We start from the raw sequence: 17,218 nt of genomic DNA on the forward strand, positions 1-17,218 counted from the left end.
AAGGAAAATATAAATGTTAAATGGTTTGATTAATGTAGCGACTTTTTTGATAGATATTGTCTTTGGCATTTATGCTTTTATACTACTGTTCAGATTTTTCTTACAGTGGGTAAAAGCAGATTTTTATAATCCAATTTGTCAGATGATTATGCGTGCGACAAATGCTGCTATATTACCTCTCAGAAAATTTATACCAGGATTTTTGAATCTAGATTGGTCATGTATAGTAGCTGTGTATATTGTATTTGTGGTGCAGGATTTACTTGTAGGCTTATTAAATGGTATTGGTCTTAGTTTGATGTTTATTTTCTTTAAACCGCTGATTGATATAGTTTTTGCAGTTATTAATATGTATGTATATTTGATAATAATAAGAGCAATATCTAGTTGGTTTGTTCAAGGAGGCTATAATCCAATTATTATGGTTATATATCAAGTTACGGAGCCATTATTATCAAGAGCTAGAAATATAATCAAACCAACTAATTCAGGATTTGATTTTTCTCCAATTATTGTATTAATTGGTCTATTTTGTATTCAGATATTCATACAAAGCATTATTGCACAGTTTTTTCATTACTGATTAATAGCATGTAGAGTCGAGCTAATATCTTTAATAACTATTCTAGTTGAATCACATTCGAGATCACGAGGATAGTTAAGTTCTATAGTTTTTTCTGATGCTATACGTCCTGGATTACTATCGAGAATTATTACTCTATCTGCCATATTTACAGCTTCTTCAATATTGTGTGTAACAAGAACAATGGCTTTTGTCTTAGCCTGACCAGTATGCCATAGACGCATAATGTCATCTCTTAAAGTTTTAGCAGTGACTATATCAAGTGATGAGAAAGGCTCATCAAGAAATAGAATCTCTGGCTCAATCATTAGTGCTCTAGCAAATCCTACTCGTTGTTTCATGCCGCCAGAGAGTTCGCTTACATAGGCATCCTCAAAACCATTTAAGCCAATCTTTTTGATAATCTCTAGAGCTTTAGGTTTGCTTTGTGATCTAGGTATACCAAGAGAGTCTGCACCAAAAAGAACATTTTCTAAAACATTTAGCCATGGTAGAAGGGCAAAGTTTTGAAAAACCATGCCGATGTTTTCTAAAGGACTATCAATAGCTGAACCCTTATAAAAAAGTTTTCCAGAAGTTGGTTTTAATAGTCCGCTTAATATTCTTACAAGACTAGATTTTCCTGCTCCTGATTTGCCAACTATAGCGATTATCTCATTTTCTCTTACTTTTAAAGTTAGATTTTCAATTACTCTTTTTATATTCTTTTTATCTTGCTTATAATCTAGGCAAATATCGTAGCAATTTATTAACGTGTTATTTTTAAATTCGGTCATGTTCATTCTCCTTTTAGATATTTATGGATTAGTTACATTTGTATTTTGTTTCAGCAAGTTTATATAATGGCTTCCAGATAAATATCACACACAAAGCCACTAATGAGCACAGTGCAACTACTGCTAGGGCTGCTTCATGAAGTTGGTTATTGCCTGTTGTGGTAGATACCAGTGCGCCAATTCCATCTACCTTAATAGTATTTGAGCCCCATATTACCAATTCAGCTGCAATTGCCGAGTTCCAAGCACCACCTGCAGCACTAATAATTCCGCAGACTATATATGGAAATACAGCAGGTATTGCAAACTTAAACCACCATTTCCAACCTTTTAGATGGAAAGATTTTGTCATTTCTATTATTTCTGTAGGCAAGCTAGAGACACCAGCTATGACATTAAATAGTACATACCAAGAGGTTCCTGTCATTATTAATGGAATACACCAAACATTTAGCGATCCACCACCACCTAATATAAGTACAGCAACAATCGGAAAAAATATTGGTTGTGGTATTGCTGCACCTATTTGTATTATTGGTTGAATAGCTTTTGTACGTTTGCTCGACATACCTATCCATATACCTAATGGTGTGCATATAGCGACACTTATCATCATGGCGATAGTCACACGAACAGTTGTCTCTATCATTAGTGGTATCAAATAACTCATATCACCATCTGGGAAGAAGTGCCACAGAGCATTACCTGCCCATACACATGCTGAGATAATTACTATATACCAAACAATACAGCTAAGCTTTTTCAATATCTTGATATCTCTAATCGGTGATTTGAGATTAATTTTTTTATTTAAAAAGCTAGCGCCATTAATTAACCAAAATACAATAGTGCTGAAAATTGGCTTTATAGTATTTACAAGTTGAGATTTTTTATATGAGCGATAAAGCCAAGGGCTATCTGTAGTTTTATTGTTGATAGATTCGTATTTGAACTTCTCTGACCATTTGACTAAAGGTCTAAAAAGTAGCTGATCAAATAGAGCTATATTAATGATAATGGCCACAAGAGCATATAAGATAGCTGTTATATTTGAGTCAGTTAATGCCAGTGCTATATACGAGCCTATACCAGGTAAGTTAACATCGCCTGTGATAGTCGGGATAGCTTCACTAGCTGTGATAGCGAACCAAGCAGCTGATTGAGAAACCATAATATTCCAAAGTAAACCAGGTACCGAATAAGGTAGTTCAATCTTCCAAAATCTTTGCCACGCATTGAGCTTGAAAGCAGTTGCAGCTTCTGTTAGCTCTGCAGGCACTATTCGTATAGTTTGGTATAAGATTAGTGCCATATTCCAAGCTTGAGATGTAAATATCCCAAAGATTGCTGCAGCTTCTAAACCCATAATTGAGTGTGGAAATAGAAAAATAAAAAACGCGGTGGTAAATGTCAAAAATCCTAATAAAGGCGCAGATTCTAGGAAATTTATGATTGGCAAACAAACTCTAGCAAAGTGTTTATTCTTAGCGCATGCATATCCAGCTATCAATGCAAAAGCAAATGAAAATATCATACCTATAATCAATCGCATAGTAGTACGCAACATATAGTATGGTAAGTGGCTTGGATCAAGTGATATTGCTGAAACTGATGAAGCATCAATAAATGATTGATGCATATCATTCCAAGCATAATAGGCTAGTGCGCTAACAACTAATATTAAAGCTACTATAATCACATCAGCTTTATTTGGTAGAAATCTCTTTTTTGTTATTGTATAACTTGCGAACATTATTATTCTCCTTAGTAATCGAATCAAGTTATCTTAGAGTTACTAATTTTGTGATTATATGAACTTATAGGGCTTATATATCTTAATGGCTATAAAAGTATTACAAGTCTATTTCTAATTCATTATCTTGAATTAAATAAATAGACTATTTTTAAGTAATTTAGCTTTAGATACAACTATCCCTATACAGACAGTTTAAGGATATCTTTGGTTGAAAATAGCCCTTAAACTGGTTACACAAAATTAGTTATATGAAGTTAGTTGTGACTAACAACTCGGAGGTTGTAGTGTGTGAGTTATAAACATTTGATGCCTCCTTGTGAGAGGTTGCTACTACGGTAGCGCTTATTTTGCGAAGATTCTAGCGCTATAAATCATATTTTGCAATATGTTTTAGCAGATTTTATAGTAATTATCTTAGAAAGAGTCGATTAACTTGAGTTTTTTTATAAGAATCATTTTAAGAAGCATCACTATCATGATAAATTCTTATCAGTACTATGATTTTTAAATGGTTTTTATTAACAGTAAGAGAGTATATTCTAATAGCTTTTTTATATTCAAAACATAGAATATAACTAGTTAAAAAAATTGTATCTTGGTAGTAAAGAAATATTTTTGTTTATTGATGTATAAGTAAGTTGTTTTTTTGAAATTTTATCATGACTAAGTTTGGTATTTTTTCAGCTATTAGTTATCGTTGAATTAAGCTAATATAAAAGCAGGAGAAGAGTCGTTTAGCTGTTGTATGTTATACAAAAAATGTTTACTCATAATGCTTTTGTTTGTAAGTGTTTGCTCTTGCTATTCATATGATAGGATTGAGGATTTTAAATATAACCAAAATATTCTTCTCACTGGTGTTATAAGTAGTATTCCCAGACTAGAAGGTAACGATTATAAGTTTATTTTTCATAGCTATAAATACGGAGATGTCTTACTAAAGGTTAACAGATCATATCGCCATTATTTAGTACCAGCAAATAAGTTAGAGTTAGAAGCAAAAGTATATAAGCCTCATGAGTATGATAATGTAGAAGCTTTTAACTATTCTGAATATTTAGATCATAATGATATCGTTGCCATAGGGCGGATGGTGGATAATACGGATATTATCTATAAAGGTACTGCAAGCTTATACTTGCCCGAAAGGATAAGGTATTACTTATTTAATAAACTAGAAAAAGATTTGCAAGGAAATGAACTTAAACCTTATATTCTAGCATTACTTATTGGCGATAAAGAATTTAGTCAATCTCAGCAAAATCTATTGATAAGCTCTGGTACATCACATCTAATGGTAATTTCAGGATTACACATAGGACTTTTGGCTTTTATTACTTTTGTTATTTTTAGAGGCTTATGGTCATTATCATCACGCTTATGTCGCAAGCTGCCAGCACAATATACCGGTGTTATTGCCTCTGTGGTAGTAGCTTTTATATATAGTTTATTAGCGGGCTTTAGTTTGCCAACACAACGAGCATTGATAATGCTTCTAGTGGTAGCATTATTTTGGCTTTTGGGTAGGCGTATTTCGATAGTTAAATCACTGATTGTTGCTTTAGGCATTATAATGTTGGTTAATTTTGAATCAATATATAGTGTGAGCCTATGGTTGAGTTTTTCAGCTGTTGTGCTCTTGGTTATTATTTCTATAGTGTTACAACAATATAAATCAACATTAGCAAAAACATTACTTGCACAAATTTATCTAGCAATCTTTTTAGTACCAATTTCAGTTTATTATTTTGGCGGTTTCTCAGTTATTTCGATTTTAGCAAATATCGTTGCAATTCCTTTGGTTAGTTTTGTTATAGTGCCATTACTGTTAGTGTGTTTACTACTATCTTATGTTGGACTAAGTTTGTGGATCATTCCTAGCTTAATTATTAAATTATTAATTTATTATTTAAGCTTTTTGACGGGTTATGCTGGCTTTATTGAGTATTGGAGTTATTTTTCATTTTTTAGTCTTATAATTATTATTTTTGGGACTGTTCTAGTTATTTTCCCATTCAGTAATTCAATCAGACTGCTTGGATTAGCTTTATGCTTAGTGTTTTTGCAATCTTCAGAAAATACTTCAGAGAAATATCAATACTTTAGGATACATATTTTTGATACTAAAAATTTAATGATATTAATTGAAGAAAATGGTAAAAGTCTTCTATATATTTCAGCTGAAAACTTAGAGAATGAATATGTGTTGGCAAATATTTTAGGTAACTACATTAAGCTAGTAGGTATTAAACAAATTAATTATTTAGTAGTGGTTGGTTCAAGTGATAATGATTTGGTTTTTAATTTTATTAAACAAATAGTCTCTGTTAAAAAAGTTGTTACAAATTTAGAAACTAACAGAAAACATCAAAGCTGTAGCTATAAAAATAATTTTAACTTAACTGGGGATACAAAAGTAAAGTTTCTTTCTAATGATGAAAGTTGCTTTATAACTATTGGACACGGAAATAAAGAATTCTTAATTGTAGATAACTCAAGTACTAAAGATCAGCAACAAATTTACACTTTATACAATAGAATTATTAATCCAAATATAGTGATTAGTCCTTTAATCCTTAGTACTAAATTTTTAAAATCAAATACTGATTACCTAGTATACATATCTGATAAGCTATTCAATAAACAGGTTTATAAAAGTAGTCGGATAAGGATATTTGACACATATAATAATGGAGCTATAACCGTTATGATAGATAGTGATAGTCACTTAATAATAAAGTCTTTACTTAAGCAATATTAGTTAAAAACGATTAATATCTTTTATAGTCTTTCAAAAAAGTTTTTATTAATGATAATATTTAAGCTAACAATCAGTAATTTTTAATAATCTTTGATGATAAATGTTATTAGGTATGCTTACTATGGACTATTCTCGATAGTATGTTTGATGTCTACTGCTATAATTACTTTTATACCAGTATTTATTTTTTCATTAATTAAGCTTTTGGTGCCGATAAAGGGTATAAGGTATTTTTGTACTTCAGCAGTTCAATATTTTGTGAGTGTATGGGTAAGTGTTGTTATTTTTATTGCTCGATTTTTATCACCTACTGAAATTGATGTTGATCAGAATAAAGAGTTGGATAAAAATGGCTCTTATTTAATTATATGCAATCACAAGAGCTGGCTTGATACTTTTATATTAATGATGATTTTTCATAAGAAAATAGCCTTTCCTAAATTCTTTATGAAGTTTCAGGTATTCTTTATACCTGTATTAGGGTTGATTGCATGGGCTTTAGAGTTTCCAGCGATGAGACGCTATAAAAAAGAATATCTCAAGCAGCATCCAGAGAAAAAAGGCGAAGATATTAAAAAAACTGTTGAGTACTGTAAAAAGCTATCCTCTAGACCAACGACTATAGTTAACTTTGTTGAGGGTACTAGATATACCTCACAAAAGGCTGTTAAGAGTAACTATAAGAATTTACTTAATCCAAAAGCTGGAGGTATAGCAGTTATTCTAAAAAGCCTCTCAGATAGGGTGGTAGGGGTTCTAAATACGACTATAGTTTATGATAATCCTAAACAGACTTTATGGGATTATATGACTAGAAGAACTAAGCAGATCAAAGTGAAAGTAGACTTAATCCCTATATCTGAAGTACCTATGGGAGATTATTTTAGTAGCGAAGCTGATAAGGAGCACTTCCAGACTTGGTTAAATCAACTTTGGCAAACTAATGATGAATATATTTCTAAGGAGGCAAAGAAAATTACTTGCTAGCTATCAATCCCCATTTTTATTAAATTCTATATGATCACAACTATAAAATACTACGCTAAGTTTACTTCAGTAACTTTTACATGATTGTACTAGTTTTAAGTTATTTTGTTACTATGAATATAGTTAGCTGACTAAAAGAAACGACAGGCAATCTAATAGAGTAGTTTATTTTGAGAAAAGTTTTTAGAAATAAAATTAGTTTAATGTATGAGGAAGCCAGTTAAGCTCAACAAATAAGAATAGTGCTGAATAAATACCCATAAAGATGAAGGGCATATATATTTCGAGTATTCTGATAGGTTTGAAAGATCCTTTTTGTTCAGCAATATGCTCCTCAGTCAACCATACTTTTGAAGGAAGACGCTTCTCAAGAGATGGAACAATACTGTTTTTTATTTGTATATGATGTCTAAAGAATCTTATAATTTTCCACCAAGCATAGCAGAATACTAATCCCGCAAAATAAGGTATAGTAACAAGTATGCCTGATGGTGGGTTCTCAACATTAATGTTATTACTAATTGCCAAAGCAACAGTACCTACAAGAACAAGGTTGAAAACTAAGAAGAATAAATTAATTACAATTCTTCTATAGCTAGTTCTGTCGGTTAGCTCAACATATATTCTATATTGCTCAATTAGCAGTTGATTATACTGCTCATTAGATAAATTACTTTCATCTTCATTGCTCCATAATTTATCTTGTATATCTTTATGATTAATCTTTTCCATTTTATTCCTTTTTTATCTATAAGCTTAAAAGAATTCAGCAGTCTTAATGCTATTATATTTTGAGATAATTAGCAAATTTTTAGTGCCTGTGCTTACCTATATCTATCTCTAGTGATTATATCAATAATTCTTGACGGTTGTGAAGAGTTAACTTCTCTTTCTAAGATATAAATATTGTTAAAAGTTTTATTAATTGAATGAGAATTGTTGATGAAATCTTGTCCAGATATATTTGCACTAGTTGAAATAATAGCATCATCAATTTTAGTACAAATATTTGTTATGATATCTGTTGTTACTAAGCGTATAGCAATAGTTGGTTTCCCTCCTGCTAACCACTGTATGCTTTCTTTGCCTGGCACAATCCATGTCGTGGGCTGCTCCTGTACTGAACATATTTCTTTGATTTGCTGTGCTGATAGCACAGCAGTATTTGTATATTTTAACAAATGCTTGTAGTTATGTGAGATTATTATAAATCCTTTGCTTGAGTCTCTTTTTTTTAAGCTGATAATTTTTGCAACAGCATCTTTGGATATCCTGCAGCTTAGACCATATACCGTATCAGTTGGAATGCTAACAGCCTGGTTATCAGAGATTTTCGATATGATTTCATTCAAATCTTTTGTGAGCATACTATTTTTATCAGATTTATAAATTAGGGATATTTTATTATATTTTATGAATAAAAAAACCCCATAAGCTATAAATAGTCTATGGGGTCTAGTTAGATCTAGATTTTAAAAGATTGAAGAAGTATTACTTCTTATTTAGTTGCTCTTTGATTAAGTCACCAAGAGTTGTAGGAGTCATTTGCTCTACTTTGTAATTAGACTTAGCTCCAGCCGTAGTATCTTCATCAACAGCCTTGATAGAAAGAGCAATACTTCTTTTCTTAGTGTCGATGTTTATGATTCTAGCCTCAACTTCTTGTCCTTCACTTAACTCATCACTAACATTTTTAGTATGCTCAGCAGAAATCTCAGAAATTCTGATGAAACCATCAATGTTATTGTCAGCGTCAAGCATAACTACAGCACCGTTATCTTGTAGTTTAGTAACGTTACCTTTCACTAAAGATCCTTTAGGGTGGATATTTATGAAGTTCTTGAACGGATCTTCAGAAAGTTGCTTCATGCTAAGGGCAATTCTCTCAAGATCAGTGTTTACAGAAACTAATACTGCTTCAACTTCATCACCTTTTTTAAGCTCTTTAATTGCTTTAGCTGGGTTATCCCATGCAACATCTGAGATGTGTACAAGACCGTCGATACCACCTTCTAGTCCGATAAATACACCAAATTCAGTAATTGATCTGATTTTACCAGTCACTTTATCGCCAGGCTTATAGTTTTTCTCAAACTCATCCCAAGGGTTAGCTCTACATTGCTTGATACCTAGAGAAATTCTGTGATTATCAGCATCTAGTTCAAGTACTATAACTTCAACTTCTTGACCGATAGATACAGCTTTATGAGGATTAACGTTTTTGTTAGTCCAATCCATTTCAGATGTGTGAACTAGACCCTCGATACCTTCTTTTAACTTAACAAAACAACCGTAGTCAGTTATGTTAGTTACTGTACCCATAAGCTTAGCACCTACAGGAAGCTCATTAGCGATGTTTAACCAAGGATCTTCACCAAGCTGCTTGATACCTAGAGAAATTCTTTGCTTCTCTTTGTCGAACTTGATTACTTTAACATCGATTTCTTGACCTATAGATAATACATCTGTAGGGTGGCTAATTCTGCTCCAAGAGATATCTGTGATGTGTAGTAGACCATCAACTCCACCAAGATCGATAAATGCACCGAAGTCGGTGATGTTTTTAACGATACCTTGAAGTACGCTACCTTCAGAGATTTTCTCTAACATAGCATCTCTATCACCAGAGTTATTTTCTTCGATTACAGCTTTTCTAGAAACAACGATGTTATTTCTTTTAGTATCGATTTTAACAACTTTTAACTCGATATCCTTGTCTTCTAAATGAGCAACATCTTTGACAGGTCTTGTATCAACTAGTGAACCAGGTAAGAATGCTCTTAGACCCTCAACATCCATAGTGTAACCACCACGAACATGATTAGTGATTCTACCAAGAACAGTTTCATTGTTTTCGAAGGCATTTTCAATTCTATCCCATAGCTCGATTTTTTTAGCTTTATCTCTAGATAATCTAGTTTCACCACAGCTATTGTCCAGTGCTTCTAATACAACGTTGATTTTATCACCAGCAGCTACTTCTAGTTCACCGTTATTATTTTTCAAAGAAGATACAGGTATGAAAGATTCTGATTTAAGACCAGCATCAATCATAGCAAATTCTTTGTCTATGCTTACTACAGTTGCTTCGATGATTTTACCTATTCTCATCTCTGTTTGCTTCAGAGACTGCTCAAATAGTTCTTTGAAATTTTCTGACATTTTTTGATTTCCATTTCCAGTGTGGTTGGTTATACATAGTTTGACAAGTACCCACTGGTTTATATATAAAAAGTACTAGCAAACAATTATGTAATGTATTATCTTATCTAAGAGATGTAAATTCTTCAAGAAGAAAATTCTAAAACTTTATGCCTAATTGTCCAGATGAAAATATTTTCTATATGCGAAAGGCTTATGAGCAAGCACTGTTGGCTTATGATGCCGGTGAAGTTCCTATAGGAGCAGTGCTTGTCAAAGATGATCAGATAGTCACACAAAATTTTAATAAAACGATAATGATGAACGACCCAACAGCACACGCTGAGATTTTAGTTTTACGTGAGGCTGCTAAAAAACTTCAAAATTATAGATTAGTTAATACAAAATTGTATGTTACTTTAGAGCCATGTATAATGTGCTTGGGTGGTTTAGTTCAGGCTAGAGTATCTGAGTTGATTTATGCTTGTTATGATACTCGTGTTGGGGCTTTTTCTCATGAAAAGCTGCATCAAAACAAGAACATCAATCATAGCCTTAAAGTAACATCTGGTGTGATGACTGAAGAGTGTAGTACGCTCTTAAGGGATTTTTTTAAACAAAAAAGAAATTAGGTACTTATGCAAAAAGAAAAAATTGTCGTTCTATATGGTGGGGACTCTCCAGAAAGAGAAGTATCTCTGAAATCTGGTAAAGCAGTTTTGGATTCTTTACTAAATCAAGGCTATGATGCGTCTGGCTTAGATGCAAGCTCAAAAGATTTAGTTACTAAACTTATAGAGTTAAATCCTGATAAGTGTTTTATTGCATTGCACGGTGAAGATGGCGAAAATGGTAGGGTAGCAGCATTGCTTGAAATGCTAGGCATTAAGCATACTGGCTCAACTATGAAATCATGTGTCATAACTATGGACAAAATGATCTCGAAAGAAATATGGATGCACCATCGTATGCCTACACCCATGGCAAAGTTCCTTACAGATAAATTAGTGGAATCTGATGAGATTAGTTTTCCTGTTGCAGTTAAACCAAGTAATGGTGGATCTAGTATAGCTACTTTCAAAGTAAAAAAATTTAAAGAGCTTGAAGAGGCATATAAACAAGCTTCAGAGCATGGTGAGGTAATGATTGAGCAATGGGTTACTGGTAAAGAAATAACTGTAGCTATTGTTAATAATGATGTTTACTCATCTGTCTGGATCGAGCCATTGAATGAGTTCTATGATTATGAGTCAAAATATAGCGGTAAGTCAATATATCATGCACCTAGTGGATTATGCGAGCAAAAAGAGCTAGAAGTTCGTCAGTTAGCCAAAAAAGCCTATGACCTATTAGGATGTAAAGGACATGCTCGAGTCGATTTTATATATGATGATAGAGGAGATTTTTATATTATGGAAATTAACTCATCACCAGGTATGACAGAGAATAGTTTATCTCCAAAGTCAGCGGCAGCTGAGGGGATTGATTTTGATAGCTTTGTTAAATCAATATTAGAACAGGCACAATGCTAAAGATTTTTAAAAAGTTTTTTATACTAAGCTTTATTTTCGTAATAATTTTTGGTGCTGTGATTTTTATTGCTAGTAAGACAGATAAAAAAATCTCAAGAGTGGATGTGGTTTCTAATGATGGTTTGGTATACATTTCAAAGCAGGACTTAATTAATAAAATAATAGGTTTAAACGATAAAGAGTGGTTTGATCTTAATATTGACACGGTTGAGAAGTATTTTTATGATATGAAAGGGGTTGACTATACCCTTGTAAAGAAAGTCTGGCCTTCAACTTTAGTTGTATATGTCTATGATCATAAGCCTGTCGCGTATTGGAATAATAACCAAATTCTGCTTGATAATATGGATATTATCACTCCAGTTGTTTTTAATTATGATCAAAATTTACCATACATAGATAGTAATGATGATGCTGGTAAGGACTATATCTATGAGACTCTACAAGAGTTAAATAAGGTAGCTGAAAATAATAATATGCAAATAGTCAAAATATCCTACAGAGGTAATCAGTTTAGTGTCTTACTTACAGATGATATTGAAGTTGTCCTAGGTTCTATAAAATTAAAAAAACGACTAAATCTGTTTTTTAAATCATATAAAGATGTTAAAAGCTACAAATCTGTGAAATATTTTGATATGAGATACAGTGATGGTTTTGCAGTAAAGTATAACTAGAAAAAGATTTATTTTATTGGTTTTCTATGATAATAAGCATATAATGTAATGTAAGTGTATGAAAGTAAGAAAATATCTGTCTTAGATTGGGGCTATAATAAATGGGTTTTGGGAATAATAATTTTTGTGCGGTAGATTTGGGATCTCACAAGATAACCGTTGCGATTGGACAACTTGCTGAAAACAACAGTATAAAAATATTAGGTGTAAGCCAAAAGCAGTCAAAGGGCATTAAACAAGGTTCTGTTATTAATCTTGAAATGGCTATAGAAACATTAAATGCAGCCTTAGATGAAGCAAAAAGCATAGCAGGAGTCGATATTAAAGAAGTCACGTTGGGTGTTAGTGCGCCTAGTATTAATGGCTTTAATTCTTATGGTTTAGCAGCTGTCGAAAATGGAGAGGTGAGCTTAGAAGATTTGGCTATGGCTATTAAGACAGCAAAAGCTGTGCCGATGTCTGCTGATACAGAAATGCTTCATGTTCTTCAGAGAGACTACATAGTTGATGGTCAGCCTGGAGTCACTGAACCAATAGGAATGTTTGCAGTAAGACTAGAGTCTAATGTACATATTATTGTTGCGTCATCTAGGATGTTACAGAATGTACGTAAATGCGTTTCAAATTGTGGTTATGCTATAGAAAACTTAGTAGTAGAGCATTTAGCAGCAAGTAGTGCGACTCTTACTGACAATGAGAAAGAAATGGGCGTTTGCCTTGTGAATATTGGTGCTGACTCGACAAGCTTTTCTGTCTTTGCTGATGGCGGTATATGTTATACATCAAGTGTTAAAACTGGTGGTAGTAGTATCTCCTCTGATATATCGAAAGTGTTTAGATTACCTATCGAGGCTGCTGAAAGCTTAAAGCTTCAATTTGGCTATGCAGCAAGTAAATATCTTAAAAATCCGGATGAAAAGATAGATATACCGAATTCATTAGGGAATGCTAAAAAGAGAATATCATTACAAGATTTATCACTTGTAATAGAGGCAAGAGTAGAAGAGATATTTGAGTCTCTATATCGTGAGTTGGATCAGAACCGTTTATTAGAGGTTATTTCTTCAGGTATTGTCTTTACAGGCGGTGGTGCTAAGCTAAAAGGATTAGCAAGACTTGCAGAGGATATGTTTAAGCTTCCTGTAAGGGTTGGTGGTCCTATAGAGGTTTCTGGTGCAAGTGAAGTTGTCCATAATCCATCATACTCCACAGTAGTTGGGTTATTGAAGTATGCTGCAGAAAATAGTGATGTAAGTAATGATCAAAATATTGATGATGATGTTATGGAGATTGATGAAAATACCACTAAGTCGAAGAAGAAAATAATATCATCAGTTAAAGGTTGGTTTTCAAATAATTTTTAAGTTAAGCAATAATGAATCGAAAGTAAAGGAGTAAATATATGTTTGATTTTAATGATTCAATGGTCTCAAATGCCATAATTAAAGTTGTTGGAGTTGGTGGCGGTGGCGGTAACGCTGTTCAGCACATGTGTGAAGATGTTACTGATGTTGAGTTTTTTGCATTAAATACAGATGGTCAAGCATTATCAAAGTCGAAAGTACAAAATGTATTACAAATTGGTACTAATCTTACAAAAGGTCTAGGCGCTGGTGCAAATCCTGAAATTGGTAAAAGAGCAGCAACTGAAGATAGAGCAAAAATTGAGCAACTTCTAGAAGGTGCTGATATGGTTTTCATCACAGCTGGTATGGGTGGTGGAACAGGTACTGGTGGTGCTCCTGTAGTAGCTGAAGTGGCAAAAGAAATGGGTATACTGACTGTAGCAGTAGTTACTAAGCCTTTCCCATTTGAGGGTCCTAGAAGGATGAAAGCTGCTGAGTATGGTATAGATGAATTAACTCAACATGTTGACTCAATTATTACAGTACCAAATGAAAAGCTTTTAAGTGTTCTTGGCAAAGGAGCATCTCTTTTGGATGCATTTAATGCAGCAAATGATGTATTAGGAAATGCTGTTAAAGGTGTTTCTGAACTTATTACTAAGCCAGGTCTTATTAACGTTGACTTCGCTGATGTTAGAGCTGTGATGACTGATATGGGTCTAGCTATGATGGGTATGGGTGAAGCTAATGGTGAGAATAGAGCAAGAGAAGCTGCAGAGGCTGCTATTTCTAGCCCGTTATTAGAAGATATTAATCTTGATGGTGCAAAAGGTGTTATTGTAAACATAACGGCTGGTATGGATATGTCAATTGGTGAGTTTGAAGAAGTTGGTGAAGTAATTAGATCATTCATTTCAGATGAAGCTATTGTGATTGCTGGTACAGTTATCGATCCTGATATGACAGACTCTATGAAAGTAACAGTTGTAGTTACTGGTATTGAAAAAGTTGCTATGAAAAGAGGCTTTGGTGTAGAAAAGACAACTTCTAGTCAACCTCAAAGTTTCTCAAGTAAACCATCACCATCTTTCTCTAGGAATGATGATGTATCTAGCTCTTCTGCTAGTACTCCAAAAACAGAATCTGAAGATGTTAATAAATCAGATATTCCAAGTTTCCTTAGAAGAAGATAATTTTTCTTTATAACTCTAGTAATTTAAATATATTGATATAGTCTTAAAATCTCAGTGATTCTATATCAATATGATTTTTTGATATATATAATTTAATTTATCGATTACAGTAATTATATTTTTGTAGTATATGATAATCTGCAAGGTTGCTACTGTCCTTGCTATATTATGTTAGCTAAATTGAAGTGTTAAAATTTAATAATAGAGAGTAAATATGAAGCAAAAAACTATAACAAAAGAATTTTCGGTTACGGGTATCGGTCTGCATTCCGGTATTGATGTTTCTATGGTTGTTAAACCTGCAAATGTCGATACCGGCATAGTATTTCGTAGAGCTGATCTTAGCCCTGTAGTTGATATCAAAGTAACTCCATCTAATATTAAAGAAGCTATAATGTGTACTTTATTAACAAAGGATGGTGATCAGAGCTTATCGGTATCGACTATTGAGCATTTAATGTCTGCATTTGCGATGTTTGAGGTTGATAATGTCCTCATTGAAGTTAATGCACCAGAGTTACCAGTGATGGATGGAAGCTCTTATGAGTTCACTCAGCTATTAAAAGAAGCTGGTATCGTTGAGCAAGAATCTAATCGTAAAGGTATAAAGATATTAAAGCCTGTTAGAGTTGAGCATGAAGATAAATTTGCAGAAGTTTTACCTAGTGATAATCTTAAGTATGAGTTTAAGATTGAGTGGGATCATCCTGTAATTGCTGCGACAAATGATCATATACTATTTGAGTATAACCTAGATGAGTATATTAAGATGGTTTCAAAGGCTAGAACTTTTGGCTTCTACGAGCAGCTTGCATACTTACACCAAAACAATCTTGCAAAAGGAGCCTCACTTGATAATGCTGTTGGTATTTCAAATGATGGTGTACTTAATGATGGTGGTTTGAGATATGCAGATGAATTTGTAAGACATAAGCTGTTAGATGCAATTGGCGACTTTTATGTTGGTGGTTATATACTAGGACATTTTAATTGCTTTAAATCTGGTCATACCCTTAATAATAAACTCTTACATGCTATTCTTGCTGATAAAGATGCGTGGGAATATATCTAACCCTTATAAGATTTTCTTATTATTGTTATCAATAGTATATATTTAGTCTTATTGATTCATTTTTGTATAATTCCTGAATATTTATAAAAATAAGGAAATACAAAAATATGAAAAAAATAATAGTATTGCTTTCTTTTGTTTGTGCGACTATAGCTTTCGCAGCAGGGGATGGCTTTTTAAGTGGAGATAAGCTTCCTAATGGTTTAGCAATATTGCCACCTCCTCCTGAAACACCTAATGAACCTGCATCAAAAGTACCTGTTCCAGTTTCAAACTTATTACCATCATTTGCAGAAGATCAGAACATATCAAATCAAATTTTTGTAGAGAGTCGTTTTTTTAATGCAAAAGAAATATCTAAAGAGAGATATAGTCAAGCTATTAATGATGCTAATACAGATCCAGATAATTTTATTAACATATTTATAGATGCTTTGCCTTTGGATTCAAATATTTCAGAAGAAAAGAAAGAGCAACTTAAGCAACTGTTAAAGAGCCATTCTGACTTTTTCCAAAAGGTTATTCATGATGGAAAAAACTCTACAACAGAGGCAAAAGACCATTATCAAAGACAGCGTCCATACGTTTATTACAGTAAGAATGTTTGTACTCATTCTGATTCTGATCCTAGCTCTGACCCTGATCCACATCATTCATATCCTTCAGCACATTCAACAAGGGGTATGGTTGTTGCGTATACGATAGCTGATCTTCTACCTAATTATAGGGAGCAAATTTTGGCTAGAGGAGTGGACTATGGAGATAGTAGAGTGATCTGCGGTGCTCATTGGAGAAGTGATGTGCAGGCTGGGAGAGTGATGGGTAATGTTGTATATAGTGCATTGAAACAAAATAGTGACTTTAAAGCTAATTTTGATGCAATAAAACAACAGGTTGATGCTTTGATATAACTTCTTTTAATCAGTTAAAATTATATCTTCATTTTTAATATCTATATTAAGGGCTTCCTTAACAAGTTTGACATTTTCATCATTATGAATTTTTTTAATAGCTCTTTGAGTTTTTATTTCAGCTGGAGACTTGCTATTAGAGTTAGCGTTAATGCTTGGTAGGTTTTTAATATCTAATCTAAAGCTTGGATTATTCAAATATTGGCTAATAGCTGATTGAAGTTTAGCTAAACTTTGAGGGTCAAGCTCAAGAATTTTTTTTGCATCATCATTTAGCTGAATTTCATAAGATTCATCAGACTCGTTAAGTAAGTGACTATTGTATGCCAATGTTTTAGTGAATCCTTTTAGCTTAATTCTTGTAAGTTGATTAAACCATTTCTTATCTAAAGATTCTTCTTGTACATTCTCCATATATGGTTGTTCAGAAGAGTTGTTTTTACTAGTTGGTATGCTATGCTGCCTTTGTGGCTGTGGCTGTGG

Annotated in this window: 16 protein-coding genes; 10 read left to right on the top strand and 6 right to left on the bottom strand. The window is 32.9% G+C overall.

Features of this window, described 5'->3' with window-relative positions:
• The first annotated feature begins 13 nt into the window (after positions 1–13).
• Positions 14–583 (top strand): YggT family protein, encoded by a 570-nt coding sequence (locus FQ699_RS06535; RefSeq protein ID WP_013921934.1) that lies wholly within the window; start codon positions 14–16, stop codon positions 581–583.
• Here the strand turns inward: FQ699_RS06535 and FQ699_RS06540 are convergent.
• Together FQ699_RS06540 and FQ699_RS06545 are read right to left on the bottom strand one after the other, a co-directional pair.
• A complete protein-coding gene (locus tag FQ699_RS06540) occupies positions 577–1,359 on the bottom strand; it encodes an ABC transporter ATP-binding protein (protein WP_146421664.1) in 783 nt (260 codons plus the stop codon). The genes FQ699_RS06535 and FQ699_RS06540 overlap by 7 nt on opposite strands.
• Positions 1,360–1,387: 28 nt before the next feature.
• Positions 1,388–3,112, bottom strand: a complete 1,725-nt coding sequence (locus FQ699_RS06545; RefSeq protein WP_146421665.1) for an ABC transporter permease subunit — start codon at positions 3,110–3,112, stop codon at positions 1,388–1,390.
• Positions 3,113–3,860: 748 nt separating this feature from the next.
• Here FQ699_RS06545 and FQ699_RS06555 point away from each other — a divergent pair.
• Positions 3,861–5,876: a ComEC/Rec2 family competence protein gene (locus tag FQ699_RS06555; RefSeq protein WP_146421666.1), complete on the top strand. Its 2,016-nt coding sequence runs from the start codon at positions 3,861–3,863 to the stop codon at positions 5,874–5,876.
• A gap of 93 nt (positions 5,877–5,969) precedes the next feature.
• Positions 5,970–6,863, top strand: coding sequence for a 1-acylglycerol-3-phosphate O-acyltransferase, YihG family (gene yihG, locus FQ699_RS06560; RefSeq protein ID WP_146421667.1), 894 nt, complete (start codon positions 5,970–5,972; stop codon positions 6,861–6,863).
• Positions 6,864–7,058: 195 nt separating this feature from the next.
• On the opposite strand, the gene FQ699_RS06565 is transcribed toward yihG, so the two are convergent.
• The 3 genes from FQ699_RS06565 to rpsA form a co-directional block, all read right to left on the bottom strand.
• Positions 7,059–7,595 carry an intracellular proliferation membrane protein RipA gene (locus FQ699_RS06565; RefSeq protein WP_146421668.1) on the bottom strand — a complete coding sequence of 179 codons (537 nt, stop codon included), beginning with the start codon at positions 7,593–7,595 and terminating at the stop codon, positions 7,059–7,061.
• A gap of 92 nt (positions 7,596–7,687) precedes the next feature.
• A complete protein-coding gene (locus FQ699_RS06570) occupies positions 7,688–8,230 on the bottom strand; it encodes an L-threonylcarbamoyladenylate synthase (RefSeq protein WP_146421669.1) in 543 nt (180 codons plus the stop codon).
• Positions 8,231–8,354: 124 nt separating this feature from the next.
• Positions 8,355–10,025 (bottom strand): 30S ribosomal protein S1, encoded by a 1,671-nt coding sequence (rpsA, locus tag FQ699_RS06575; RefSeq protein ID WP_146421670.1) that lies wholly within the window; start codon positions 10,023–10,025, stop codon positions 8,355–8,357.
• Between the two features lie 149 nt (positions 10,026–10,174).
• On the opposite strand from rpsA, the gene tadA reads away from it, so the two are divergent.
• The 7 genes from tadA (at position 10,175) to FQ699_RS06610 (ending at position 16,735) form a co-directional block, all read left to right on the top strand.
• Positions 10,175–10,636 (top strand): tRNA adenosine(34) deaminase TadA, encoded by a 462-nt coding sequence (gene tadA / locus FQ699_RS06580; protein ID WP_146421671.1) that lies wholly within the window; start codon positions 10,175–10,177, stop codon positions 10,634–10,636.
• A gap of 6 nt (positions 10,637–10,642) precedes the next feature.
• On the top strand, positions 10,643–11,536 hold the full coding sequence (locus tag FQ699_RS06585; RefSeq protein ID WP_146421672.1) for a D-alanine--D-alanine ligase: 894 nt from the start codon (positions 10,643–10,645) through the stop codon (positions 11,534–11,536).
• Positions 11,530–12,213: a cell division protein FtsQ/DivIB gene (locus FQ699_RS06590; RefSeq protein ID WP_146421673.1), complete on the top strand. Its 684-nt coding sequence runs from the start codon at positions 11,530–11,532 to the stop codon at positions 12,211–12,213. Before FQ699_RS06585 ends, FQ699_RS06590 begins: the two co-directional genes overlap by 7 nt.
• A 101-nt stretch (positions 12,214–12,314) precedes the next feature.
• Positions 12,315–13,577, top strand: a complete 1,263-nt coding sequence (gene ftsA / locus FQ699_RS06595; RefSeq protein WP_146421674.1) for a cell division protein FtsA — start codon at positions 12,315–12,317, stop codon at positions 13,575–13,577.
• A 38-nt stretch (positions 13,578–13,615) separates the two neighbouring features.
• Positions 13,616–14,752: a cell division protein FtsZ gene (ftsZ, locus tag FQ699_RS06600; protein ID WP_013921946.1), complete on the top strand. Its 1,137-nt coding sequence runs from the start codon at positions 13,616–13,618 to the stop codon at positions 14,750–14,752.
• A gap of 214 nt (positions 14,753–14,966) precedes the next feature.
• On the top strand, positions 14,967–15,824 hold the full coding sequence (gene lpxC / locus FQ699_RS06605) for a UDP-3-O-acyl-N-acetylglucosamine deacetylase (RefSeq protein WP_146421675.1): 858 nt from the start codon (positions 14,967–14,969) through the stop codon (positions 15,822–15,824).
• A gap of 107 nt (positions 15,825–15,931) precedes the next feature.
• Positions 15,932–16,735 (top strand): phosphatase PAP2 family protein, encoded by an 804-nt coding sequence (locus FQ699_RS06610; RefSeq protein WP_146421676.1) that lies wholly within the window; start codon positions 15,932–15,934, stop codon positions 16,733–16,735.
• 6 nt (positions 16,736–16,741) lie between these two features.
• Here the strand turns inward: FQ699_RS06610 and FQ699_RS06615 are convergent.
• On the bottom strand, positions 16,742–17,218 hold a 477-nt coding region (locus FQ699_RS06615; protein WP_306669291.1), incomplete at its 5' end, for a DNA polymerase III subunit gamma/tau C-terminal domain-containing protein.

This window comes from Francisella salimarina (assembly GCF_007923265.1).
Classification (GTDB): domain Bacteria; phylum Pseudomonadota; class Gammaproteobacteria; order Francisellales; family Francisellaceae; genus Francisella; species Francisella salimarina.